The following is a 24,254-nucleotide window of genomic DNA, read 5'->3' as shown; positions in this document are numbered from 1 at the left end:
CCGCCGCCGCGCTCACAGCCGCGGCGCCGGCACCTCCGCCGCCCCCGCCTCGTACAGCGCCTGGGCCGCCCGCAGCACCAAGGGGTCCTGGTGGCGGGCCGCCACCAGTTGGACGCCGATGGGGAGGCCGCCCTCGTCCACCCCGCACGGGACCGTGGCGGCGGGCTGCTGGGTGAGGTTGAAGGGGTACGTGAAGGGGGTCCAGCCGGTCCAGCGGCCGCGCCCCGAGGGGGTTTCCCGGCCCGCCTCGAAAGCGGTGAGCGGGAGGGTCGGGGTGACAAGGAGGTCGTACGTGGAGTGGAAACGGCCCATGCGGCGGCCCAGGTCCATGCGGATGTCCATCGCGGCGAGGTACTCGAGCGCGCTGTAGCGGGCGCCGCGCAGGGCGATCTCCCGCAGCCCCGGGTCGAGTTGGTCCCGCTGCTCCTTGCCGAAGTGCTGGGTGACGCGGGCCGCCCCGGAGAACCACAGGGTGTGGAAGGCCTCGACCGGATCGCTGAAGTCGGGGTCCGCCTCCTCCACGTACGCACCGAGCCGGGCGAGCTTTTCGACGGCCTTGCGTACGGCGGCGGCGACCTGCGGGGCGACCGCGACCTGGCCGCCGAAGGACGGCGAGTAGGCGATGCGCAGGCCGCGCACCCCGTCGTCCAGGCCGTCGCGGAAGGAGCCCGGGACCGGGCCGAGCCCGGACCAGTCGCGGTGGTCGGCGCCGCTGATCACATCCATGACGAGGGCCGCGTCGGCGGCGTCCCGGGTCATCGGGCCCACGTGCGCGAGCGTGCCGAAGGCGCTGGACGGGTAGAGCGGCACCCGCCCGTATGTGGGCTTGAGCGCGAAGACGCCGCAGAAGGCGCCGGGTATCCGCACGCTTCCGCCGCCGTCGGTGCCGAGCGCCACCGGTCCCGCGCCGAGCGCGACGGCGGCCGCGGCGCCCCCGCTGGAGCCGCCCGCGGTGCGGGACGGGTCGTACGGGTTGCGGGTGACGCCCGAGAGCGGGCTGTCGGTGACGCCCTTCCAGCCGTACTCGGGCGTGGTGGTCTTGCCGAGGAAGACGGCGCCGTGTTCCCGCAGCCGGGCCACGGACGGCGCGTCCTCGTCCCACTTCCCTTCCGTACGGCTGGCCTTGGAGCCGCGCAGGGTCGGTCCGCCGCGCATCAGGAGGATGTCCTTCACCGATACGGGGACTCCGTCGAGCAGCCCCTCGGGCTCACCGCGCCCCCACCGTTGCGAGGACTTCTCAGCCTGGGCCAGGGCGGACTCGGCGTCGACCCGGACGAACGCGTTGACCGCGGGCTCGGTCTCCTCGATCCGGGCGAGCGCCGCCCGCGTCACCTCGACGGGGCTCAACTCCCCCTTGCCGTATGCCGCGACGAGTTGTACGGCCGTGAGACTGCCGAGCTCGGTCATGCGTGCTCCCCAGGTTGCCGACGATCACTCGTTGACGATCCGTCCGCCGACGATCAATGTCCAGGCACATACCCACGTTTCTTGTCGATCACGTTCTTGAGCGGCTTTCCGGCCACCCAGCTCTCGTACAAGTCGACGAACTGAAGCGCCAGTTCATCGCGCCAGCCGATGATGTCGCCGCTCATGTGCGGCGAGACGACGAGGCCGGGGACCTCCCACAGCGGGCTGTCCTCGGGCAGCGGTTCACGGTCGAAGACGTCGAGTGCGGCGCCCGCGATCCAGCGCCTGTTCAGGGCCTCCACCAGGTCGTCCTCGATGACGAGCGGGCCGCGGCCCACGTTGATGAAGTGCGCGGAGGGCTGCATCACGCCGAACCGCCGGGTGTCGAACATGCCACGGGTCGAGTCCGTGAGCGGCGCCGCGCACACCACCCAGTCGGCGTGCGCGAGCAGCCGGTCCAGATCGCCGGGGCCGTGGATCCCGGTGCGCGGGGTGCGGCCGACGACGGCCGCCTGGATGCCGAGTGCCTTGAGACTGCGGGCGATCGCGCGCCCGATCGGCCCCGACCCCACCACGCAGGCCCGGGTGCCGCCGACCCGCCGGGTCTCGCGGTGCCGCCACTCGCGGCGGCTCTGCAGATCGAGGGTGCGCGGCAGATCCTTGGCGAAGGCGAGGACGAGACCGGCCACGTACTCGGCGATCGGCTCGTCGAAGATCCCCCGCGCGTTGGTGATCACCGTGTCGGATTCGATCAGTTCAGGGCTCAGCAGATGGTCGGCGCCCGCGCTCGCGGTGTGCACCCACACCGGGCGCGGGCCCTCGCCCGGCCAGGCGGCGCGCAGGGCCTTCGAGTGGAAGTCCCAGACGAGCAGCACATCCGCCTCGGGCAGCCGCTCGGCGAGCTTCGCCTCGTCGGTGTGCACGATGCGGGCGCGCCCGGTGAGCTTGCCCAGGCGCGGCGGCGGGTCCGCGTCGAGCACCAAAAGCGTGGGGCGGGTCGCACGCGACCGACCGGACATGGAGGGGAAACCGTTCTGCAATGCGGGTCCGCTTCCCTGGAGTTGGCTTGGGGTCCCTGGAGTTGGCTTGGGGCCTGCGCAGAAGTGCCGAGAAAATCGCACCGTCTGAAGTGCACGGATTGACCACGCTGGCACCCGAATCTACCTTCGTCAACACGGGCTCTGCACAAGTCCGTACGACCACAGACAGGTGCCGACCTTTCCGCTGATCGGGCCTCACATCGGACTTCGCACATTCTCTGTCCCGGCGTCCCCGGCCATCTGCCGGATTCCGCACCGCCCTCCCGGCCCCCGGCCGGCCCTCAGAGCTCCGCACCGAGCTCTCATCCCCACCTTGCTCTGTTCAAAGGGGCCAGCTCATGGACGTCTCCTGCCTCAGTGGACCGCACCCGCAACGCGGGCTCGGTGTCGTCGCACCCTTCGACTTCGCTCTCGACCGGGAGCTGTGGCGCTGGGTCCCGGACGAGATCTCGCTCTACGTCACCCGCACGCCCTTCGTCCCGGTCGAGGTCAGCCTGGACCTGGCCCGTCTGGTCAGCGAGCACCAGACCCTGCACGAGGCGGTACGGGCGCTCATCGCCGCCGAACCCGAGGTGATCGCGTACGCGTGCACCTCGGGCAGCTTCGTGGACGGCGCCGTCGGCGAGCGCACCATGTGCGCGGCCATGGAGGCGGCGGGCGAGGTGCCCTCGCTGACCACGTCGGGCGCGCTGATCGAGGCCCTGAACGAGCTGGGCGCACGGCGGATCGCGCTGGTCACGCCCTATACGTCCTCGGTCACCCAGGCTCTGAAGGACTATCTCGCCGAGGCGGGCATCACGGTCGAGGGCTGCTCGTACCTCGGTCTGACCCGGCACATCTGGAAGGTTCCGTACCGCGATGTGGTCGACATGGCGCGCGCGGCGGTGAACCGGCTGCCCGCCGAGGTCGACGCGCTGTTCATCAGCTGCACCAATCTGCCGACGTACGACGCGATCCCCCAGCTGGAGGCGGAGCTGCGGATTCCGGTGATTTCGGCGAACCAGGTCACGATGTGGTCGGCCCTGCGTCACATGGGTACGCATGCGGTGGGTCCGTATCAGGCACTGCTCGATACGGCGGCGAGGCGCATGCTGGTGGGGGGTGATGTGTTACCCGAGCCGCCGGGCGCGGCGCTGCCGGACCCGCCGGTGGTGCCGGAGGACCCGGCACTGCCCGAGTGACCGCACGCGTACCGAACGGAAGACCGCCCCGCTACTCGCACCGGGAGGCCGCCCATGACCGCCATCGGATTCCTCTACCCCGGCTACAGCGCCGAGGACGACTACCCGCGGATCGAGCAACTCCTCGGCAGCGATATCCGCCTGACCGTGATCCACACCGATATCGGCGAGGACGCCCATCGCGTGGACGCCCTGCTCGAAATGGGGTCGCCGGAGCGTCTGGCGGCCGGTGTCGAACAGCTGCGGCACACGGGCGCCGAGGCGGTGGTCTGGGCGTGCACCAGCGGCAGTTTCGTCTTCGGCTGGGACGGCGCGCACGACCAGGTCCGCTCCCTCGCCAAGACGGCCGGCCTGCCTGCCTCCAGTACGTCGTTCGCTTTCGCCCATGCCGTACGGGAGTTGGGCGTCGCGCGGGTCGCGATCGGCGCCACGTATCCGGAGGATGTCGCGGACCACTTCGTCGAGTTCCTGCACGCGGACGGCATCGAGGTGGTCACGATGCGCGGCAGCGGCATCATCACGGCCGCCGAGGTCGGCACCTGGGGCCGCGACGAGGTCCTCGCGCTGGCCCGGGGCGCCGACCACCCCGACGCCCAGGCCCTCCTGCTGCCCGACACGGCCCTGCACACGGCGGCCCATCTACGTGACCTGGAGGCCGAGTTGGGCAAGCCGGTGCTCACGGCCAACCAGGTCACGGTGTGGGAGGGGCTGCGCCTCACGGGGCGTCGGGTGAACGCGCCCGCGCTCGGCACCCTGTTCACCAAGGAACCGATCATCCAGATGCCGGGCCGATAGACGGCCCGGGGCTCACGTCCCGTACATGCCCGGCGCGGGACTCACATCCCGTACGCGTCCGCGATGAGCTCGTACGAACGCAGCCGCGCCTGCCCGCCGTGCGCGTTGGCGGTGAGCATCAGCTCGTCGGCCCCGGTGCGCTTCTGCAGGTCGTCGAGCCCGACGCGTACGGCATCGGGGGTGCCGTGCACGATGTTCTTCAGCCAGCCGTCCACGAACTCCCGCTCCAGAACGCTGAATTCATAGGCCTCGGCCTCTTCGGGCGTCGGAATGAGCCCCGGCCGCCCGGTGCGCAGCCGCAGCATCGACAGCGCCCCGGTCATCACCTGGCGGCGCGCCTCGCGCTCGTCCTCGGTGGCGAGGGCGGCGACGCCGATCATCGCGTACGGGGCGTCGAGCACCTCGCTCGGACGGAAGCTCTCGCGGTACAGGTCGAGGGCCGGGATCGTGTTCTGCGCGGAGAAGTGGTGCGCGAAAGCGAAGGGCAGACCGAGCGCGCCGGCGAGCCGTGCGCTGAAGCCGGACGAGCCGAGCAGCCAGACGGGCGGGCGCTGCGAGGGGCCCTGCACCGGTCCGGGCACGGCGTGGATCCGGGCGTACGGATGCCCGTCGGGGAAGTCGTCGTCAAGGAAGCGGATCAGCTCGGAGAGCTGCTGCGGGAAGTCGTCGGCGCCCTCGTGCAGGTTCTCGCTGCGGCGCAGGGCCGCCGCGGTGGCGCCGTCCGTGCCCGGGGCGCGGCCGAGACCGAGGTCGACGCGGCCCGGGGCCATGGCCTCGAGGGTGCCGAACTGCTCGGCGATCACCAGCGGCGCGTGGTTCGGGAGCATCACACCGCCCGAGCCGAGGCGGATGCGCTCGGTGTGGGCGGCGAGGTGGGCGAGGATCACCGCGGGTGAGCTGGAGGCGACTCCGGGCATCGAGTGGTGCTCGGCGACCCAGTAGCGGTGAAAGCCGCGCCGCTCGGCGAGCTTGGCTATGCCGACGCTGGTGCGCAGCGCCTGCGTGGCCGTCGATCCCTTGCCCACGGTGGCGAGGTCGAGCACGGAGAGGGGGACTGGGGCGCTGCCCTGTGCTTCGCCTCGGATGTCGTCGCTCACCGTGGGGGCCTCCTGCCGATCGCTTGTGGTGCGTCACGGGTAACGGGGCTGGAGGCTGCCGTATTCCGGACGCCGGGGCGCGAGGGGGGCCGGGCGCGGAATGGACCAGGCGCGGGGCGAGCCGATCGTCCGCCCACCCCGCGCCACGCCGTGTCAGCCGAGCAGCGGCACGAACGGCACGGGCCGGCACGGAGCCGGCTCGGCGTGGGCCGGGTCGAGAGCGTTGAGGGTCAGGCGGATGGTGGTGGGCGAGTAGGGGTGCCGCAGATGACCCGAGCGGTCGATCGGGCAGACGTCCTGGAGCAGGATGTTGGTGATCTGCGAGCCGGCGGCGGGGGCGACGATGCCGTCCTTGGGCCGGGACAGGACGGGCGGCGCGAGCGGCGGCATCTTCTTCACCCCGCACCGCTCCCGGCCCTGGTTGAGCGGCGCGTCGGGGGCGGCCTTCTCCCGCAGGAACTGGTTCGTGTGCGGGGTCACGATGTTGTCCACGACGGTCGCCACGGTGGTGTACGAGATGCCCGGCAGGGTGTCGCCGCCCTCGTCGAGCCGGGCGTGCACGTCCGAGCACTCCAGCTGGTCGGGGACGGCCTGCCCGAGCAGCTTCCCGACGGGAGCGATCAGGTTGAGCAGCCGGCCGAGGGTCGCGATGCCGGTGGCCGAGGTGCCGTGGTTGCTCGGCGAGATGCCGATCAGCTTGCCGACCTTGTTGCGGGCCGGGTCGGTGGCGTCGGCGCCGCCGTCGTACTTCAGGTAGTAACGCGGGAGCACCCCGCCGCCCTGCGAGTAGCCGACCATGTCGACCTGCTTCGTGCCGGTCTTCGCCAGGACCTCGTCGACGAAGGCGGCAAGCGCCTTGGAGCTCTTGGCCACCGCCTCCATCGCCTGCAAGGGGCTACGGGGCTTGCCGCCGATGTGCTTCGCGTAGACGCAGTAGCCCTCCTTGCGCAGGGCCGGTGCGAGCGCGCTCCAGCTGGACAGGGAGTTGGCGGCGGTGCCGTGCACCAGGACGACCGGCCGCGGATGTGCGGCACTCGGCTTGCAGCTCCAGTCGTTGACGTCCGGCGGGTAGGCGTCCGGGTTCAGCGCCGCGTACGCGAACGCGGGCCCGAACTGCCGGAAGCGGGGCACGGCCGGGTCGGGCTCGGGCACGGCCGCACCGGCGCCGTGGGCCGACATCAGGGCGGCGAGGACCGCGGTGGCGGCGGTGAGGGCACAGCGGGCGGAGGTTCTGACGCGCACGGGGGGCCTTTCGCAGAGATCCGGATCTTGCTGCCGAATCTCTCCGCGCGGTCACCGTGACGCCCGCCGGGAGAGCCAACCGGCGGCCTGGCGGCGCCCATCCGGCGCACCTCGTCCGCTGCCGCCCATCCGGCGCACCAGTCGTCCGCTGCCGCCCGGCCGGTGCGTCCCAGGTCGTCCGCTGCCGCCCGGCCGGTGCGTCCCGGTCAGGCGGATGCCCGGTCCGCGGTCGCCTTCAGGAGGGCGGAGATGCCGTCGGGCGGCACCGCCCGTGAGTAGTGCCAGCCCTGGCCCGTGTCGCAGCCGATCGAGCGCAGCCGGTCCGCCTGCAGCGCGGTCTCCACGCACTCGGCCGTGACCGTCAGACCGAGCCGGTGCGCGAGCCGCACCAGGGCCTCGACGATCGTCGCGTCGGCCGGATTCGCGTGGCTGTCGCCGTCCTCGTACTGGAATCCGCGGACGAAGGACCCGTCCAGCTTCAAGACGGAGACCGGCAGCCGGCTGAGGTACGCCAGGTTCGAGTAGCCCGTGCCGAAGTCGTCGATCGCGATCCGTACGCCCATGTCGGACAGCGACTGCAAGGCCTGCAGCGGGCGGCCCGCCGAGCCCATGACCGCCGACTCCGTGAGCTCCAGCTGCAGCAGTTCGGGGGCGAGACCCGTCTCGGCGAGGATCGTGGCGACGTCCGCCACGAGGTCGGAGTCCCAGACCTGCCGTACCGCCACATTGACCGAGACGAACACGGGCGGGACGGACGGATGCTCGAGCTGCCAGCGCCGCGCCTGGGCGCAGGCCGTCCGCAGCACCCAGCGGCCGAGCTGGACGATCGAGCCGTCCTCCTCGGCGAGTGTGATGAACCGATTCGGCGTCAAGGTGCCGAACTGCGGATGGTTCCAGCGCACCAGGGCCTCGACACCACGGACCCCGCCGTCGTCGAGCCCCACCAACGGCTGGTACTCCAGGGCGAATTCGCCCCGCTCGACGGCCGGACGCAGCGTCGATGACAGCGCCTGGCGGGTCATACGGTGTGCGTTGCGCTCGGGGTCGAAGAGCGTCCAGCGAGCCTTGCCGTCGGCCTTCGCCCAGTACAGCGTCGTGTCCGCGGCCTGCATCAGATGCGTGGCGGTGGTGCCGGCCGCCCGGCGTTCGACGACGCCGATCGACGCGGAGACGGACAGCCGCTGACCGCCGAGGTCGAAGGGTTCCTGGAGCGATTTCAGAACCGATTCCGCAAGGTCCGCGAGCTGCTCCGTACCCGTCGAGTCCTCGACCAGGAGCGCGAACTCGTCACCGCCGAGCCGCGCCACGAGCGGCACCGCGTGCCCGTGCTTCCAGCGGTCGTACGCGACCTGGTCGGCGCACTGGGTGAGCCGTCCCGCGACCGCCGCGAGGAGCCGGTCGCCGATGCGGTGGCCGAGGGTGTCGTTGACGGCCTTGAAGCCGTCGACGTCCAGGTAGCACAGGCCGATCCGGCCGGTGCCGCCGTCGTCGTACGAGGCGGATTCCAGCGCGCCGGAGAGCCGCTCGAAGAACAGGGTGCGGTTGGGCAGCCGGGTCACCGCGTCGTACATCTGCAGGTGGCGCAGCTGGGCCTGGAGCTCGCGGCGGGCGCTGACGTCGGCGAGCGCGAGCAGCACCGTGGCCGTGCCGGGCACGGGGGCGACGGTGATCTGGGCCCACAGCGCATGGCCGTCGGGGTGCTTGAGGCGGCGGGTGCAGCGCAGTCTGGCCTGCCGGCCGCGCAGCACTTCGCGGTACGCGTGCCAGGTGCGGGCGTCGGAGGCCAGGTCGACCAGGTCGGCGGCGACCTGTCCGGCCAGGTCGGCGGCCGGGGCGCCGAGCAGCGTGCCGAGCGCCTCGTTGGCGGAGGTGACGAAGCCGTCGTGGTCGACGACGGCCATGGCGAAGTGGGCGGCGTGGAACGCCGCCCGGTAGTCCCTCAGCTCGGCCGCACTGCGGCCGACGAGGGGGTCACCGGCGCCGCGCTCCACCGGCACACCTGTGCCGCCCGCCGCGAGCACCGAGGTGGTGTGACGCTCCGTGATCGCAGACCGGGCGTCATCGGGGGTCGAGCCCGCCGTGGGCGCCGGCCCTTCGGACGTTCCGCTCACCGCTCGCTCCCGCAGGCACTTGTCGTGTTCAGGTCTGATCTGGTCGGGTCGGCCGGAAAGTGTGCCGATCATAGAGGCTGGCCGGAGCGCCATTCCACTTCCGTCGCGGCCGCGACCCCCCTCAGGGGTTACTTCCGGACTCCCTTGTCTCATGCGGCCGTTACTGCCAGATCGTTTCTGCACAGTCCTGGCCCGGATCGTTTCGAGGACCTTCACATCCCCGATCAACCAGCTTCCGCTTGTGACTTTCCGTGAGCGCCGGGCATGTCCCTTACTCACTCGACCGGGTCACCCAAACAGGGCGAACTTCAACAAACCACCACAGGCTGAGGGAGGTGTTCCGCCGTCCGCATCCGGAGGTCTACGTGCCGCGTCAGCTCCCCCCGTGGGGTCTGCCTCGTGAGGGGGACCGGGCGCGCAGTGCCGCAGCGGCTTTCACCTCTCTCGCGGCGTTCGCCTCCATGTCCTTGGTCGCGGGTCCCGCCGTGGCCGAGCCGGTCGCGGGCCCCTGCGCCCTGGAGCGCACGGCCGCACATCACTCGGAGGGCCTGGACACCTGGAACGCCTCCTATCCGCGCCCCGTCCAGAAGCTCGACGCGGTGATGGTCTTCCTGTCCTTCCCGGACGCCGGCCCGCTGGCCACACCCAAAGAGCTGACGGCCGACTACTTCCCCTCGACCAGCCGGTTCTTCGAGCGCGCGTCATACGGCCGGTTCCAGCTGCGCCCCCATCCGCGCACCGAGTGGATCGAGATGCCGCAGGCCTCCACCGCGTACGGAATAGCGCGGGACTGGGACGCGGACAAGCGCAGCATGTATCTCAAGGACGCGCTGTCGGTGGCCGATCCGGTGGTGGACTTCGGCGCGTACGACATCGTCTACTTCGTGGCCGATCCCGATGCCCCCGGTGTGGACTCGGACGCCACGAAGGTCGTCAACTTCGACGAGCCGCTGCGGGCCGACGGCACCGATGTCCGCCGTATCGTCACGGTCTTCGAGCAGCATCCGCCGGACCGCAATGTGCTCGCGCATGAGACCGGCCATGTCTTCGACCTGCCGGACCTCTACCACCGCCCGCGCGACGGCAAGGGCGACTGGGACACGCATGTCGGCGACTGGGACGTCATGGGCAGCCAGTTCGGGCTCTCGCCCGATCTGTTCGGCTGGCACAAGTGGAAGCTGGGCTGGCTCGAACCCCATCAGGTGACCTGTGTGCAGGGCACCGCGTCCGCCCCGTTCACCCTGGACCCGCTGGCCGCGCCCGCGGTGCGCGGCCAGGCGGGCGGCAAGCGCTTGGCGGTGGTGCGCACCGGGCGGGGCAGCGTGCTCGCGATCGAGGCGCGCGGCTCGGCCGGTAACGACCACCAGACCTGCACCGAGGGCGTCCTGGTCTACCGCGTACGCAATGAGACCGAGTCCGGCGGCGGACCGATCCAAGTGCTCGACGCACACCCGGAGTCGGAGGCGTGCTGGGACGCCTCGGTGTACCCGCCGCTCGCGGACGCCCCGGTGCAGGTCGGCGAGACCTACAAGGTCCCCGGCGAGCGGACCCGCATCCAGGTGGTGGGGCGCTCGCCTTCGGGATCGTGGACGGTGAAGGTCACGCCCTGACGGCCGCCCTTCGACTGGGCAGTCCCCTCCCGCCCGGGGGCCGAGCCCCTTTCCAGGCTATCGGCGCCCACTGACATCGCCCCGGGCCGACCGTCCGGCCTGCACTGACAGCCGCGCACCGCCCTGTCAGGTCACGTGTCAGCCCTGTCAGCGTCCTGTCCGCCCGCTGTCAGGGCTCCCCGGCAGTGTCTTGCCCATCGAGAACGGCAAGCCATCACCGAGGAGTTGACCACCATGTCGTACGCGATCCGGGCCGAGGGTCTGGTCAAGAAGTACGGGGACTTCACCGCCCTGGACGGGGTGGACCTGGAGGTTCCGGCCGGCAAGGTCGTCGGGGTGCTCGGTCCCAACGGCGCCGGCAAGACCACCACCGTGCGCATCCTCGCCACGCTGATGCGCCCCGATGCCGGGCACGCAACCATCGGCGGCCACGACATCGTCAAGGACGCCGTGAAGGTACGGCAGTTGATCGGCCTCACCGGGCAGTTCGCCTCGGTGGACGAGACCCTGACCGGCACCGAGAACCTCGTCCTGATCGGCCGGCTGCTCGGTCTGTCCCGCCGGGACGCGAAGGGCCGCGCGGTCCAGCTGCTCGAGCAGTTCTCCCTGACGGACGCGGCCCGCAAGCCGATCGCCACCTTCTCCGGCGGTATGCGCCGGCGGCTCGACCTGGCCGCGAGTCTGGTCGGCCGGCCCCGGGTGCTCTTCCTGGACGAGCCGACCACCGGTCTCGACCCGCACGCACGGCAAGAAGTCTGGGAGGTCGTACGGAACTTGGTCGCCGACGGCTCGACGGTGCTGCTCACCACGCAGTACCTGGAGGAGGCCGACCAGCTGGCCGACTCGATCACCGTCTTCGACAAGGGCCGCAAGGTCGCCGAGGGCCGGCCGGGTGAGCTCAAGCGCCGGGTCGGCGGACAGGTCCTCCAGGTCAGGCCGACCGTGGCAACCGACGTACCGCTGGTCTCGCAGATGCTCGCCGAACTGTCCGGGCACTCCCCCGCCGAGGACTCGGGTGTGCTCACCGTCCCGGTCGACGACCCGCTGCTCGTCGCCGCGGTCGCCCGCCGGCTCGACGGCGCCGGCATCACCGCCGATGAACTGGGCCTTCGGCTGCCGAGCCTGGACGAGGTCTTCCTCGCCCTGACCGGCCACACCCCGACCGTCAAGGACACCGAGCCCGCCGCGGCCTGATTCCCGAACTCCCGTTACCTGTACGGCATTTCCCGAGAGGACCCCGTCATGAGCGCCCAGACCATCGCCGCCCCCGTCGCCGCCCCCACCGTCGAGCTCACCGGCCGGATCACCTTCGCGCAGACCGTCTCGCACAGCCTCGCCCTCGCGGGCCGCGGGTTCATGAAGTTCATGAAGTCGCCTATCCAGCTGGTCGATGTGATCCTCACGCCGATCATCAGCCTGTTGATGTTCGTCTACCTCTTCGGTGAGGCGATGGGGGGTGGGAACACCGACGCCTACATCGAACTGGTCGTACCAGGAGTCATGGTGATGGCCGTCTTCCAGGCCAGCGTCGGCATCGGTGCCTCGCTCGCCGCCGATGCGAGCACCGGAATCTTCGACCGGTTCCGCTCCATGCCGATCGCCCGCTCGGCCCCGTTGATCGGCGCGGTACTCGCCGACATCGTGCGGTACGTCGCCTGCCTGGTCACCCTGGTCGTCCTCGCCCTGGTCATGGGCTACCGCTTCGGCACCAACCCGGTCGCCTGGCTCGGCGCGAGTGCCCTGCTCATCGGGTTCGCACTCGCCTTCTCCTGGATGTCGGTCTACCTCGGCATGCTGATCAAGAACCCGACCTCCGTACAAGGCCTGATGACCATCCTGATCCTGCCGCTCACCTTCGCGAGCAACGTCTTCATGAAGGAGACGGAGATGGCCGGCTGGCTGCAGGCCTGGTCGGACGTCAACCCCGTCTCCCTGGTGGCCGAAGCGGTCCGCGGCCTCCTCAACGGCGGCCCCGTCGCCCACGGCCTGTACGGCAGCCTCATCTGGATGGCCGCCGTGGTCGCGGTCTTCTTCCCGCTGGCCATGCGCGCCTACCGCAAGAGCGGGCCCCGCCCGGCTGTTCAGGTGCCCAGTGCCCGTTCCTCCAGCCACCGCAGCGCGTCCTGGCGCGAATACGCGGCCCCCTTGTCGTAAGCCTCCTGGAAGCCGCTCTCGCCGATGACCCCCTTGAGGCGGTCGACCAGCTCGCACCACTCGGGCTCGCCCCAGTCGAAAGCCCCGCGCATCACCTGGCTCATGCCGAGTGCCATCGCGCCGTCGGCGGGCGCGCCCTCCAACGGCAGCAGTCCGCCGAGGAGTTCGGCCACCCAGGCGAGTGCGGCGCCGGCACCTTGGCCGAAGAGTGCGCCGGCCGCTTCGGGGAGCAGGGCCCGGGCGGCGCGGGCGTCACCGGCGGCGAGGCGGTTCTCGATACGGGTGGAGACGATCAGGTCCCGTGCCAGTTCGCGCAGTTGGGGGCGGCGGTTGCCGAGCGCATCGAGGCGGTCGAGGGTCGCGTCGGACTGCGCGAGGTCTCCGGCCCTGCGGTGGGCGTTGGCAAGGCCCACCAGGATGTTGGCCTCCAGGCGCAGCTGTCCGCGTTCGCGGGCCTGGCGGTGGGCGGCGTGCAGATCGCGGAAGGCGCCCTCGATATCGCCGCTGCGGCGCCGCTCGCGGGCGAGCCGGGCCTTGCTCAGATAGAGATAGTCCTCGGTGCCGAGTTCGGAGGACAGCGCGACCGCGCGCTCCCAGGTGGCGATGGCCTGCGGGTACTGCGCGCGCAGGGAGTGCGCCGTGCCGACGGGCAGCAGCGCGAGCACGATGCCCCAGCGGTCGCCGACCTGCTCGAAGCCGCGCAGTGCCTCGGCCCGTGACTCCTTGCCGCTCTCCAGGTCGCCCTGTTCGGTGAGCGCGAAGTCGTGGGCGAGGTGGGCTCCGGCCCGTATCCAGGGATCGGGTGACCGCATCAGCTCGTCGAGCCCCGCGGACCGCGACGGGTCCTCGGTGAACACGGCCCGGGCCATCTGCAGGAGCTGGGCCGCGGGGTGGAACTCGCGGGCGATGGCGCTGGCTCCGGGGGTGTCCGGTGTTCCGGGCAGGCGGCTGCTCATGCCGCGGATGCCCCAGTACCAGAACATCGCCGAGCCGAAGCGTCCGGCAGCTTCGTGGTCGCCGGAGTCGGTGAGGAGTTTCAGGGCGTAGCCGAGGTTGTCGTGTTCGGCGTCGAAGACCGCGATGGCGCGCAGCTGGTCCCGGGTGCGCAGCAACGGCTCGTGTTCCTCGGCCAGTCGCAGGTAGTACGAGGTGAGGCGGGCGCGGACCGCCGCGCTCTCCTCGGCGGACTCGGCGAGCCTGCGGCCCGCGTAGGCGCGGACGGTCTCCAGCATCCGGTAGCGGCCCTCGTCGTTCTCTTCCACGAGGGACTTCTCGATCAGGGCGCCGACGACATAAAGGATGTCGTCGGCGGGCAACTGGTCATCGGCGCAGACGACTTCGAGCGCGTCGAGGGTGGCGCCGCCGGGGAACGCGGACAGGCGCCGGGCAAGGGTGCGTTCGCCCTCGTCGAGCAGGTCCCAGCTCCACTCGACCAGGGCGAGCAGGGTGCGCTGCCGGGGCAGGGCGGTGCGGCTGCCGGACGACAGGAGCCGGAAGCGGTCGTCGAGGCGGCGGGCGATCTGCTCGACGTTCATGGAACGGAGTTTGACCGCGGCGAGTTCGAGCGCGAGCGGCATCCCGTCGAGCCCGCGGCAGATGCGCAGGACGGCGTCGAGGGTGGAGTCGTCGAGCACGAAGTCCTGCCGTACGCCCACCGCCCGGTCGACGAAGAGCCGTACGGCCGCGGTCCGAAGCGCTTCCTCCGGCTCGGGCTCGCCGTGCGGCAGATCGAGCGGGCCGAGGTGGAAGAGCGCTTCGCCGGTGATGGCGAGCGGTTCGCGGCTGGTGGCGAGGATGCGCAACTCCGGCAGGCGCCCGAGGAGTTGGTCGGCGAACTCGGCGGCCGCCTCCACCAGGTGCTCGCAGTTGTCGAGCATGAGCAGGGTGTCGCCGCTACCGAGCAGCCCGGCGAGCCGGTCGACCGGGCTTGTCCGTCCGGGGCCGCCGCCCTCGTACAGACCGGCGTCCGTGGCCCCGATCGCGCCGAGCACGGCGTCCGCGAGCTGTCCGGGGTCGCTGACGCCGGCCAGCGGTACGTAGTGGAGCCGGCCGCGGTCGTGGGCGGGGTCGCGGGTGGCGGCCTCGAGCGAGAGCCGGGTCTTGCCCGCGCCGCCGGGGCCGACGAGGGTGACCAGACGGGATGCGGTCATCAGGGCGCCGAGTCGGGCGAGTTCGCCGTCGCGGCCGACGAAGGTGGTGAGACGGGCGGGCAGCGGGCTCACGGCGGCCGCTTTGACCGGGTGGCGTTCCAACTCCCCGCGCAGAAGCGCGAGATGAACGTCCTTCACGTCCGCGGAGGGATCCACGCCGAGTTCGTCGCCGAGCCGGGTCCTGAGCTCCTCGTACGCAGCGAGCGCGTCCGACTGCCGACCCACGGCGGCGAGCGCGCGCATCCGCAGCCCGGCGATCCGTTCGCTCAACGGGTGCTGTGCGCCGGCGGCTTCGAGGTCGGCGAGCACGTCCGCGGAGCGCCCTTCCCGTATCTCCGCGTCGAAGCGGTCCTCGACGGCGGCGGCCCGCAGATCGTCGAGGCGGGTGGCGACGGGTGCGGCGAAGGGCGCGTCGAGCACGTCGGCGAGCGCCGGTCCGCGCCACAGGGCGAGCGCGGTACCCAGCTTGTGCGCCGCCTCGGCGCTGCGGCCCGCGGCGAGAGCGCGCCGCCCCGCCCCCGCGAGCTGCTCAAAGCGGTGTGCGTCCACGTCCGCTTCCCTCACGTCGAGGCGGTAGCCGCCCCCGACCGACTCGACGGCCGCGTGGCCGCGCAGCGACTTGCGGAGGCGGGAGACCAGTGCCTGCAGGGCGTTGGCGGCATCGGCGGGCGACTGTTCGCCCCACAGTCCGTCGACCAGACCGTCCGCACTGACGGGCCGCCCGCCTTCGAGGGCGAGGCGGGCCAGGAGCATCCGCAGCCGTACGCCGCCGATCTCGACGGGTTCCGACCCGCTGCCGGCCCCCACCGGACCCAGCAGGTCCACTTTCAGTGCCACGACTCCCCCGGCCTTCCCTTGTTCGAGCGTCGCGCTCAACGCGGGCTAAGAATCACCCAGTCGAGGTCCTGGGTAAAGGCCTGTTCGGTTCAGTGAGGGGCGCGCGGCAGCCGAAAATGCGCCCCGGCGCCTCCCCCTCCCGGCGCCCTGTCACCTCCTCATTCGTACGGGGAGACCCCTCGGCCTCCGTATGCGTAATCGGGTGATCACAGTCCGTGCTACAAGGTGATCACCGCGTCAGTGACGCACAGCAGTACCGACTGGAGGCACACACATGTCCGTAGGCGAAGAGATCCGCACAGCCGAGGCCCGGCCGCAGCAGAGCCTGGGTACGGCGGCGGCGCGGAATCTGGCCACGACGACCAAGTCCACCCCGCAGATGCAGGAGATCAGCTCGCGCTGGCTCCTGCGGGCGCTGCCGTGGGTGCAGGTGCAGGGCGGTGCCTACCGGGTGAACCGGCGCCTGAGCTACTCCGTCGGCGATGGACGCGTCACCTTTGTGAAGACCGGCGAGCGCGTCGAGGTGATCCCCGCCGAGCTGGGTGAACTGCCGCCGCTGCGGGAGTTCGAGGACATCGACGTGCTCACCGAGCTGGCCCGCCGTTGCGAGCAGCGGGAGTTCGCGCCGGGTGAGGTGCTCGCGCACTTCGGCAGCCCTCTCGACACGGTGTTCCTGCTCGCCCACGGCCGCGCCGAGAAGGTCGGCTCGGGCCCCTACGGCGAGGACGCCGAACTCGGGGTGGTGGGCAACGGCGCGTACTTCGGCGAGGACGGTCTCGTCGACGCGAACGCGATGTGGGAGTTCTCGGTGCGCGCGGTGACCACCTGCACCGTGCTCGCGCTGCCGCTCGGCTCCTTCCAGCAGGTCGTCGAACGGACCCCCGCGCTGCGCAAGCATCTGGACACGCTGCGGGAGATGCCCAGCCAGCGCACCAACAAGTACGGCGAGAAGGAGATCGACCTCTCGGCCGGCCACGTCGGCGAGGCGGAGATCCCCAGCACCTTCGTCGACTACGACGCCTCGCCGCGCGAGTACGAACTGAGCGTCGCGCAGACCGTGTTGCGCATCCACACCCGCGTCGCGGACCTCTACAACCAGCCGATGAACCAGACCGAGCAGCAGCTGCGGCTCACGGTCGAGGCGCTGAAGGAGCGCCAGGAGCACGAGCTGGTCAACAACCGCGAGTTCGGTCTGCTCGCCAACTGCGAGTACGAGCAGCGCCTCCAGCCGCACGACGGTGTGCCCAGCCCCGACGACATGGACGAGCTCCTGAGCCGCCGCCGGGGTTCGAAGCTGTTCCTCGCCCACCCGCGCGCGATCGCCGCGTTCGGCCGCGAGTGCAACAAGCGAGGGCTCTACCCGGAGCCGGTGATGTTCGACGGCCACCAGGTGCCCGGCTGGCGTGGCGTACCGATTCTGCCGTGCAACAAGATCCCGATCAGCGAGGACCGTACGACCTCGATCCTGTGCATGCGTACGGGCGAGGACGAGGCGGGCGTCATCGGGCTGCGGCAGGCCGGCATCCCCGACGAGATCGAGCCGAGCCTCTCCGTGCGCTTCATGGGCATCAACGAGCAGGCGATCATGTCCTACCTGGTCACCGCGTACTACTCGGCGGCCGTGCTCGTGCCGGACGCGCTCGGCGTCCTGGAGAACGTCGAGATCGGACGGTGGCGTTGAGCACGCAGCCCTTCGCGCTGCCGGCCTGCTATCTCCCCTACCCCGCGCGGCTCAGCCCGCACACCGCGCGGGCCCGGGAGGAGTCCACGGCCTGGGCGCGCGGCATGGGGATGCTGGAGGGTTCGGGGGTGTGGGGCGCGGACGACCTCGCCGCGCACGACTACGCGCTGCTGTGCGCGTACACCCATCCCGACTGCACGGCCGAGCAGTTGACGCTGGTCACCGAGTGGTACGTGTGGGTCTTCTTCTTCGACGACCACTTCCTGAAGCTGTTCAAGAAGACCCTCGACCGGCACGGCGGCAAGGCGTACCTGGACCGGCTCCCGGCCTTCATGCCGCTGGACCTGTCCGCCGGGATGCCCGAGCCGGAGAACCCGGTGGAGGCGGGGCTCGCGGATCTGTGGAAGCGGACCGTCCCGCACATGTCCGCCGACTGGCGGGAACGTCTCGCTACGAGCACCCGCAACCTCCTCAACGAGTCGCTCTGGGAGCTCTACAACATCAACGAGGGCCGGATCGCCAATCCGGTCGAGTACATCGAGATGCGCCGCAAGGTCGGCGGCGCGCCTTGGTCGGCCCAGCTCGTGGAGTACGTGACGGCCGAGGTGCCGGCGTCGGTGGCGGCCTCCCGTCCCCTGCGCGTCCTCATGGACACGTTCTCGGACGCGGTGCACCTGCGCAACGACCTCTTCTCGTACCAGCGGGAGATCGAGGAGGAGGGCGAGCTCAGCAACGGCGTCCTCGTCCTGGAGACCTTCCTCGGCTGTACGACGCAGGAGGCGGCGGACGCGGTCAACGAGCTGATCACCTCGCGGATGCAGCAGTTCGAGAACACCGCCCTGACCGAGCTGGCGCCGCTGTTCCTGGAGAAGGGGCTGCGGCCCGACGAGTGCGCTGCGGTGGCCGCGTATGTGAAGGGGCTGCAGGACTGGCAGTCGGGCGGCCATGAGTGGCACATGCGCTCCAGCCGCTATATGAACGAGGGTGCGGTGAGCGGGAGTTCGGCGCCGCTCGGCATGGGCGCCCTGTCCCTCAAGGACCTCCTCGCGGCGACCGGCGCTTCCCGTGTGCGCAGCCACACCCACGTGCCTTATCAGCCGGTCGGCACCTGGAGGGTGCCCGAGATCCGCATCCCCTTCCCGCTCACGCTGAGCCCGCATCTCGACGCCTCCCGCGCGCATGTCATCACGTGGGCACGGGAGATGGGGATCCTGGAGCCGCAGCCGGGCGTGCCCGGTTCGGACGTCTGGGACGAGCGCAAGCTCGCCGGGTACGACCTGGCGCTGTGCGCGGCCGGGATCCATCCGGACGCGCCCGTCGAGCAGTTGGACCTCACGACGCAGTGGCTGGCCTGGGGGACGTACGGGGACGACCTGTTCCCGGTGATCTACGGACGCACGCGCGATCTGGTGAGCGCACGGGCCTGCGTCGAGCGGCTGCGGCTGTTCGTGCCGGTCGACCTGGGTGCCTCGCCACCGCCGGCGACGGCTCTCGAGCGCGGGCTCGACGATCTGTGGCGGCGCAGCGCGGGTCCGATGACGCCGGCCGCCCGTACGGACTTCCGGCGGGCGATCACGGAGATGCTCGACAGCTGGCTCTGGGAGCTCGCCAACCAGGCGCAGCACCGGATCCCCGACCCGGTCGACTACGTCGAGATGCGGCGGCAGACCTTCGGCGCTGACTTCACCATGAGCCTGTGCCGTATCGGCCACGGCAAGTCGGTGCCGCCCGAGGTGTACGCGAGCGGCACGCTGCGCGCCCTGGAGAGCTCGGCGGCCGATACGGCGGGGCTGCTCAACGATCTGTTCTCGTACCGGAAGGAGATCGAGTACGAGGGGGAGCTGCACAACGCCGTGCTGGTCGTGCAGACCTTCTTCGGCTGCACGCGCGACCAGGCGGGTGCGATCGTGGCGGATCTGCTGCATTCGCGGCTCGCGCAGTTCCAGCACATCGCCGCCTGCGAACTCCCCGTCCTGTACGAGGACTTCGCGCTGGATTCGGCGGCCCGCGGGGTGCTCGACGGGTACGTGAAGGAGCTGGAGAACTGGATGACCGGCATCCTCAACTGGCATGAGGGCGTACGGCGTTACCGCCCGCAGGACCTCAGCCACGGACCGCTGCCGCCCCTGACCGGGCTGGGGACGTCGGCGGCGAGGGTGTTCTCGATGGCCGGGTGAGCGCAACTCCTTTGTGGATCAGTACGGTTGGGCCGTACTGATCCACAGGGGAGGGACCCACACCATGTCCGACACCGCTCAGCGCTGCGCACGCAAGTCCGGCCGCCGCACCCGCCTGTACCGGGCCGCCGCGGCCGTCGCCACCGTGACCGGGCTCGCTCTGCTGCCGTCCGCGGCGGGGGCGACACCCGGCAGCGGGGTCACCGGCACGATCCTGGCCAAGGGCACCTCGCAGGACACCCTGCGCATCAAGGCCAAGGGGCGCACCGACGTCACGTTCCGCACGATCACGATCGCCCCCGGCGGCTCCACCGGCTGGCACTACCACCCCGGCCAGGTGCTCGCCGTGGTCCAGGCGGGCACCCTCACCCGCACCCTCGGCGACTGCTCGGTCGAGACCACCCCCGCGGGCGGCTCCTTCGTGGAGCCGGGCGGCAGCAAGGACGTCCACATCGGCCGCAACCTGGGCACGACACCGGTCGTCCTCTACGTGACGTATCTCCTCCCGGAGGGAAGCCCCCTGTCGATGGACGCCCCGGACCCGGACTGCTGACCGACCGGCCACTCCACGACGCGCCGACGCACAGCTGGCCGCGTCACGGCTCGGCGGTATCGAACCGGAACTCCTCGGCAGTCGGCGTCAGTTCGAGGCCGGTGAGGCTGTTTCGTCGGCCTTGATGTCGAACTTGATCTGGTCTCCGTCGACCGAGGTCACTCTCACCGCGACCCCGAGGCTGCTGCCGTCGCTCGCGGTGAGCTGGCACCGGGTCGTGGTGCCGACCTTGCCGGCCAGGTCTTCGGGGCAGGCGACAGCCGGCTTGGGCTGTCCCGTTGTGGCGGCGAGCTTGTCGGCGACAAGGGCGGCAAGCTTCTGCGCCGACAATTCCGGAGCAGCGGATCCGGCCTCGACCGACACCGAGCAGCCGGCCAGCGCGATTACGGCTGCCGTGGCGGTCAGAAGCCAAGTGGCCGCGGGCAGCCGGGCTGCAGGCATGGGGACTCCGGTCCGAGGAAGGTGGCGGGACGAGTCAGGCAGAATGCGGCGTTCGGAGCGACCGCTTCCGCGGCTGCTCCCGGACGCGCGCGGGCGCCCAGGTCAGATCTGCACCCCCGGCACCCGGTCCTCCACCACCGCCGTGGCTCTGGTGGTCACCGGTGCGCCAGGGCGGGTGACGTAGGGGAGGACGCGGAAGTCGCTGGTGAGGCGGTTGCGGTCGACGTGGATGCGGACGTAGCCGCGTTGCGCGTTGAAGAACTTCATGTGCGGGTTGGCCGCGAGGAACCGCTGGCCCTCCGCGGTCATGTCGGCGCCGTCGCCGCCGCTCGTGATCGACGTGCCGACGAACTCGGCCGCCAGCGTGGCCGATCGAGGGTCGGTGAAGTCGCTCTTGAGGTCGACCGCATAGTTCTGGTGGCGGTCGCCGGTGATGACGACGAGGTTGCGCACGTCACGGTTTCGGGCCTCCGCGAGGAGGCGGTTGCGCTCGGCCACGTAACCGTCCCAGGGGTCCATGAACACGTTGGTGGCCTCCCCCTCGTCCAGGTCGGTCTGGCCCATGGGGGTCTGGTTGCCGAGCACCTGCCAGCGTGCGGGCGAACGCGAGAAGCCCTTGAGGACCCAGTCGCGCTGCTCGGCACCGAGGAGCGTGCGCCCTTCGTCGAAGCGGCCCTCGCAGTCGGCGCTGGTGCCACCGCCGCAGAGCTGGTCGTCGCGGTACTGACGGGTGTCCAGCATGGTGAAGTCCGCGAGCCGGCCGTAGCCGAGCCTGCGGTGGATGCGCACGTCGGGGCCCTTGGGCAGCTGGGTGTGACGCAGCGGCGCGTGCTCGTAGAGCGCCTGGAAGGCGTCCGCGCGGCGCTTCAGGAACACCTCCGGATCCGCGCCCGCGTCCTGGGAGACGGAGCCGGCCCAGTCGTTGTCCACCTCGTGGTCGTCGAACGTCATGATCCACGGGAAGCGGGCGTGCGCCTTCTGCAGCGGGGCCTCGGACTTGTAGAGGCCGTACTGGAGGCGGTAGCGGGCCAGGTCCAGGGTCTCGGTGTGGAACTTGGGGTCGGTGATGACGCCGCGCTTGTTGGTCCGCACCCCGTACTCGTAGAGGTAGTCGCCGAGATGCACCACCAGGTCGAGGTCCTCCTCGGCCATGTGGTCGTACGCGGTGAAGTAGCCGTCCTGCCAGGCCTGGCAGGAGGCGAAGGCGAACTTCAGGTCACGCGGCATCGAGAAGGCGCGCGGAGTGGTGCGGGTGCGACCGACCGGGGAGATCGCGGTGCCGGTGCGGAAGCGGTAGAAGTACACGCGATCGGGGGCGAGGCCGTGCACCTCGGGGTGGACGGAGTGCGCGAGTTCGGGTGTGGCGACCACGCTGTCGCGGCGCACCACCTTGCGGAACCGCTCGTCGGTGGCGACCTCGTAGTGCACGCGCACCGGTTTGTCCGGCATGCCGCCGAGACCGTCGGCGGCGAACGGGTCGGGCGCGAGACGCGTCCACAGCACGACCCCGTCGGGCATCGGGTCGCCCGAGGCGACGCCGAGCGAGAAGGGGTCCCCGGTCAGTGCGGGTGCGGCGTGGGCCGCGCCGGAGCTCCACAGGCCGGTACCGAGCATGAGGGCGGCCGCTCCGGCCCCTCCGTACCCGAATATCTGGCGTCGGGTCGGGGCGTGGGATCTGGGCACGGGTTCCTCCTCGGGCGCGTGGCGTACCGAACCGGGAAAACCCTGCGGGGAGTACGTGACATGTCAGCGCCAAGCGAGTGGCCACCCGCGGAGGGCCAGATGAACGGGGCGCATGGGCACGCGCGTTGGGGCCGTGCGGTCGCGTAACTCCCGGGCACGACGAAGGCCCCCCACCGGAGTGAGGGGCCTTCGTCTCGCGTGCGCCGCCAGGGACTCGAACCCCGGACCCGCTGATTAAGAGTCAGCTGCTCTAACCAACTGAGCTAGCGGCGCTTGACTCGTAAATAGTACCCGGTGTGGAGGCGTGGTCCTGACCATTTTCCGGGCCGGGATCATCGGGCCGAGGTCACCGCCCGAGCAGATCCTCCCGCCCCTGCTCCCGGTACCGCCCGAGCAGCCCCGCCAGATCCTCCGGCGAGAAGCGCCGGTACGCCGAGGAGGCCCCGGCGCGCCACCACACCGGATCCGCGCACCGGAAACCGGTGCGCCGCAGCGCCACCCGGTGGACCTTGTTCGTGGCCGTGACCGGCATCCGGTCGACGATGCGCAGATACGTGGGGATCATCTTGGGGCCGAGGTCGGACTGCCCGGCGAGGAAGCGGGCGAAGTCCGAGGGCGAGAAGGAGGCCGCCCCCGCGGACAGCGCGAGCGTCGCCATCACCTGGTCGCCCGCCACCGGGTCGGGCACCGCGTAGACCGCCACGGCGGAGGCGGCCGGCCACCGGGCCAGGATGTTCTCGATCATCGCGGCGGCCAGATTCTCGCTGTCGACGCGCAGCCGGTCGTCCGTACGGCCGGCGAAATACAGGAACCCCGCCGCGTCCCGGTAGAAGAGGTCACCGGTCCAGTACCAGCCGTCCCGCACCCGCGCCGCATCCGCCTCGGGGTTGCGCCAGTAGCCCTCGAAGGGGTTGCGGCCGCGGTTGACCAGCTCGCCGATCGCCTCGTCCCCGTTGAGCAGTCGCCCGCCGGGCCCGAAGCGCGCGGGCGGGCACTCGGCGCGCGAAGCGGGGTCGACCACGGCCAGGTCGTCACCGGGCGTGGCCCGGCCGATCGCGCCGGGCGGGGTGTCGGCGGTGCGCTGGATGGAGGCGCCGCCCTCGGAGGACCCGTACCCCTCGACGAGTTTCACGCCGAACCGCTCGGCGAACCGCCGCGCGTCCACCGCACCCGCCTCGGTCCCGAACCCGACCCGCAGCGGGTTGTCCCGGTCGTCGTCGCCGGGCTCGGTCGCCAGGAGGTACTGCACGGCCCGGCCGACGTACGTGAAGTACGTCGCGCGGTATTTCCGTACGTCGGAGAGGAAGGCCGACGCGGAGAAGCGACGTCGCAGCGCCACCCCCGCGCCGGCCGCGAGCGCCGGGGCCCAGTCGGCGATCACGGCGTTCCCGTGGAACATCGGCATACAGATGTAGTGCACGTCGTCCAGCCGCACCCCGTGGAACCGCACCAGTGACTGCCCGGCCGCCGCGAGCCGCCCCTGCGTACAGATCGCGGCCTTGGGCGCACCGGTCGAGCCGGAGGTGAAGTAGAGCAGGATCCGCGACCTGGGTCCGCCCTCGCCGACGGTGTGCTCGCCCGGCTTGGCACCCTCGTACGGCTTCAGGAGCTCGGCGTACGCGTCCGTGTCGGTGACGAGCACGCGTACGCCCGGCAGTTCCAGGCCGTCGAGCAGCGGAAGGTGGGCGCGCTCGGTGATCAGGATCCGGGCCTCAGTGTGCAGGATGTCGCGGGCCAGCTCGGCGCCGCGCCGCGTCGGATTGATCCCGGCGACGGCGGCCCCGGCGAGCGCGGCGGCACTCAACCACCGCGGGAACTCAGGGGTGTTGTCGAGCAGGACGGCCACGTGCGCTTCGGCGCCCCGCGGCAGCAGGTCCGCGAGCAGCGCGGCCCGGGCGGCTGCGGCCGCGGTGACCTGATGGTGGCTGTACACCTCGTCCTCGAACCAGAGCCCGGGGCGGTGGTCGGCCCAGCGGGCCTGGACGAGTTCCGCGACGGTCGCGCCTTGGGTGCCCATGGGGCGGCACGATAATTGACGGGGCGTCAGATGTGGAGGCCCCCGCCCCGAAGACCCCTGATCCGCAGACCCCCGACC

Annotated in this window: 17 protein-coding genes and 1 tRNA gene; 8 read left to right on the top strand and 10 right to left on the bottom strand. The window is 71.2% G+C overall.

Annotated features, from left to right (window positions below):
- Positions 1-12 precede the first annotated feature (12 nt).
- The gene (locus G6045_RS15375; protein ID WP_165332504.1) at positions 13-1,407 is read right to left on the bottom strand and encodes an amidase; all 1,395 of its coding nucleotides are present in this window, start codon (positions 1,405-1,407) and stop codon (positions 13-15) included.
- Between the two features lie 53 nt (positions 1,408-1,460).
- On the bottom strand, positions 1,461-2,426 hold the full coding sequence (locus G6045_RS15370) for a D-2-hydroxyacid dehydrogenase (RefSeq protein WP_165332503.1): 966 nt from the start codon (positions 2,424-2,426) through the stop codon (positions 1,461-1,463).
- 359 nt (positions 2,427-2,785) lie between these two features.
- On the opposite strand from G6045_RS15370, the gene G6045_RS15365 reads away from it, so the two are divergent.
- Together G6045_RS15365 and G6045_RS15360 are read left to right on the top strand one after the other, a co-directional pair.
- Positions 2,786-3,628, top strand: a complete 843-nt coding sequence (locus G6045_RS15365; RefSeq protein ID WP_165332502.1) for a maleate cis-trans isomerase family protein — start codon at positions 2,786-2,788, stop codon at positions 3,626-3,628.
- Between the two features lie 54 nt (positions 3,629-3,682).
- Complete coding sequence (locus G6045_RS15360; protein ID WP_165332501.1) at positions 3,683-4,423, top strand: maleate cis-trans isomerase family protein; 741 nt, start codon at positions 3,683-3,685, stop codon at positions 4,421-4,423.
- Positions 4,424-4,464: 41 nt separating this feature from the next.
- On the opposite strand, the gene G6045_RS15355 is transcribed toward G6045_RS15360, so the two are convergent.
- The 3 genes from G6045_RS15355 to G6045_RS15345 all read right to left on the bottom strand — a co-directional run bounded on the left by G6045_RS15355 (position 4,465) and on the right by G6045_RS15345 (position 8,873).
- Positions 4,465-5,520: an LLM class flavin-dependent oxidoreductase gene (locus G6045_RS15355; RefSeq protein WP_165332500.1), complete on the bottom strand. Its 1,056-nt coding sequence runs from the start codon at positions 5,518-5,520 to the stop codon at positions 4,465-4,467.
- Between the two features lie 153 nt (positions 5,521-5,673).
- On the bottom strand, positions 5,674-6,762 hold the full coding sequence (locus tag G6045_RS15350; protein WP_165332499.1) for an esterase/lipase family protein: 1,089 nt from the start codon (positions 6,760-6,762) through the stop codon (positions 5,674-5,676).
- Between the two features lie 206 nt (positions 6,763-6,968).
- Positions 6,969-8,873 carry a putative bifunctional diguanylate cyclase/phosphodiesterase gene (locus G6045_RS15345; protein ID WP_165332498.1) on the bottom strand — a complete coding sequence of 635 codons (1,905 nt, stop codon included), beginning with the start codon at positions 8,871-8,873 and terminating at the stop codon, positions 6,969-6,971.
- Positions 8,874-9,334: 461 nt separating this feature from the next.
- On the opposite strand from G6045_RS15345, the gene G6045_RS15340 reads away from it, so the two are divergent.
- The 3 genes from G6045_RS15340 to G6045_RS15330 all read left to right on the top strand — a co-directional run bounded on the left by G6045_RS15340 (position 9,335) and on the right by G6045_RS15330 (position 12,637).
- Positions 9,335-10,483: a M6 family metalloprotease domain-containing protein gene (locus G6045_RS15340; protein WP_165332497.1), complete on the top strand. Its 1,149-nt coding sequence runs from the start codon at positions 9,335-9,337 to the stop codon at positions 10,481-10,483.
- A 234-nt stretch (positions 10,484-10,717) separates the two neighbouring features.
- Positions 10,718-11,677, top strand: a complete 960-nt coding sequence (locus G6045_RS15335; RefSeq protein WP_165332496.1) for an ATP-binding cassette domain-containing protein — start codon at positions 10,718-10,720, stop codon at positions 11,675-11,677.
- Between the two features lie 48 nt (positions 11,678-11,725).
- A complete protein-coding gene (locus G6045_RS15330; RefSeq protein WP_165332495.1) occupies positions 11,726-12,637 on the top strand; it encodes an ABC transporter permease in 912 nt (303 codons plus the stop codon).
- On the opposite strand, the gene G6045_RS15325 is transcribed toward G6045_RS15330, so the two are convergent.
- Positions 12,565-15,624, bottom strand: a complete 3,060-nt coding sequence (locus tag G6045_RS15325; RefSeq protein WP_328707786.1) for a BTAD domain-containing putative transcriptional regulator — start codon at positions 15,622-15,624, stop codon at positions 12,565-12,567. The genes G6045_RS15330 and G6045_RS15325 overlap by 73 nt on opposite strands.
- Before the next feature lie 274 nt (positions 15,625-15,898).
- On the opposite strand from G6045_RS15325, the gene G6045_RS15320 reads away from it, so the two are divergent.
- The 3 genes from G6045_RS15320 (at position 15,899) to G6045_RS15310 (ending at position 20,035) form a co-directional block, all read left to right on the top strand.
- The gene (locus tag G6045_RS15320; RefSeq protein WP_165332494.1) at positions 15,899-17,305 is read left to right on the top strand and encodes a family 2B encapsulin nanocompartment shell protein; all 1,407 of its coding nucleotides are present in this window, start codon (positions 15,899-15,901) and stop codon (positions 17,303-17,305) included.
- Positions 17,296-19,482, top strand: a complete 2,187-nt coding sequence (locus G6045_RS15315; RefSeq protein ID WP_408056334.1) for a terpene synthase family protein — start codon at positions 17,296-17,298, stop codon at positions 19,480-19,482. Before G6045_RS15320 ends, G6045_RS15315 begins: the two co-directional genes overlap by 10 nt.
- Positions 19,483-19,546: 64 nt before the next feature.
- Positions 19,547-20,035: a cupin domain-containing protein gene (locus G6045_RS15310; RefSeq protein WP_165332492.1), complete on the top strand. Its 489-nt coding sequence runs from the start codon at positions 19,547-19,549 to the stop codon at positions 20,033-20,035.
- A gap of 87 nt (positions 20,036-20,122) precedes the next feature.
- On the opposite strand, the gene G6045_RS15305 is transcribed toward G6045_RS15310, so the two are convergent.
- From G6045_RS15305 to G6045_RS15290, 4 genes are all read right to left on the bottom strand, one after another.
- On the bottom strand, positions 20,123-20,476 hold the full coding sequence (locus G6045_RS15305) for a DUF4333 domain-containing protein (RefSeq protein ID WP_165332491.1): 354 nt from the start codon (positions 20,474-20,476) through the stop codon (positions 20,123-20,125).
- Between the two features lie 102 nt (positions 20,477-20,578).
- Positions 20,579-22,090 (bottom strand): alkaline phosphatase D family protein, encoded by a 1,512-nt coding sequence (locus G6045_RS15300; protein WP_165332517.1) that lies wholly within the window; start codon positions 22,088-22,090, stop codon positions 20,579-20,581.
- A gap of 268 nt (positions 22,091-22,358) precedes the next feature.
- Positions 22,359-22,432 (bottom strand) — tRNA-Lys (locus G6045_RS15295).
- A gap of 73 nt (positions 22,433-22,505) precedes the next feature.
- Positions 22,506-24,176 (bottom strand): AMP-binding protein, encoded by a 1,671-nt coding sequence (locus G6045_RS15290; RefSeq protein WP_165332490.1) that lies wholly within the window; start codon positions 24,174-24,176, stop codon positions 22,506-22,508.
- Between the last annotated feature and the right edge of the window lie 78 nt (positions 24,177-24,254).

This window comes from Streptomyces mesophilus, assembly GCF_011044995.1.
Taxonomy (GTDB): Bacteria; Actinomycetota; Actinomycetes; order Streptomycetales; family Streptomycetaceae; genus Streptomyces; species Streptomyces mesophilus.
Note: the sequence above shows the minus strand (reverse complement) of the source record. Positions and strands in the feature narration are given on the sequence as shown.

What these genes read in the sequence shown, in the direction of transcription:
- G6045_RS15375 (WP_165332504.1), bottom strand. Translation starts at nt 1,407, where the DNA reads ATGACCGAGCTCGGCAGTCTCACGGCCGTACAACTCGTCGCGGCATAC.
- G6045_RS15370 (WP_165332503.1), bottom strand. Translation starts at nt 2,426, where the DNA reads ATGTCCGGTCGGTCGCGTGCGACCCGCCCCACGCTTTTGGTGCTCGAC.
- G6045_RS15365 (WP_165332502.1), top strand. Translation starts at nt 2,786, where the DNA reads ATGGACGTCTCCTGCCTCAGTGGACCGCACCCGCAACGCGGGCTCGGT.
- G6045_RS15360 (WP_165332501.1), top strand. Translation starts at nt 3,683, where the DNA reads ATGACCGCCATCGGATTCCTCTACCCCGGCTACAGCGCCGAGGACGAC.
- G6045_RS15340 (WP_165332497.1), top strand. Translation starts at nt 9,335, where the DNA reads ATGTCCTTGGTCGCGGGTCCCGCCGTGGCCGAGCCGGTCGCGGGCCCC.
- G6045_RS15335 (WP_165332496.1), top strand. Translation starts at nt 10,718, where the DNA reads ATGTCGTACGCGATCCGGGCCGAGGGTCTGGTCAAGAAGTACGGGGAC.
- G6045_RS15330 (WP_165332495.1), top strand. Translation starts at nt 11,726, where the DNA reads ATGAGCGCCCAGACCATCGCCGCCCCCGTCGCCGCCCCCACCGTCGAG.
- G6045_RS15320 (WP_165332494.1), top strand. Translation starts at nt 15,899, where the DNA reads ATGTCCGTAGGCGAAGAGATCCGCACAGCCGAGGCCCGGCCGCAGCAG.
- G6045_RS15310 (WP_165332492.1), top strand. Translation starts at nt 19,547, where the DNA reads ATGTCCGACACCGCTCAGCGCTGCGCACGCAAGTCCGGCCGCCGCACC.
- G6045_RS15305 (WP_165332491.1), bottom strand. Translation starts at nt 20,476, where the DNA reads ATGCCTGCAGCCCGGCTGCCCGCGGCCACTTGGCTTCTGACCGCCACG.
- G6045_RS15300 (WP_165332517.1), bottom strand. Translation starts at nt 22,090, where the DNA reads ATGCTCGGTACCGGCCTGTGGAGCTCCGGCGCGGCCCACGCCGCACCC.
- G6045_RS15290 (WP_165332490.1), bottom strand. Translation starts at nt 24,176, where the DNA reads ATGGGCACCCAAGGCGCGACCGTCGCGGAACTCGTCCAGGCCCGCTGG.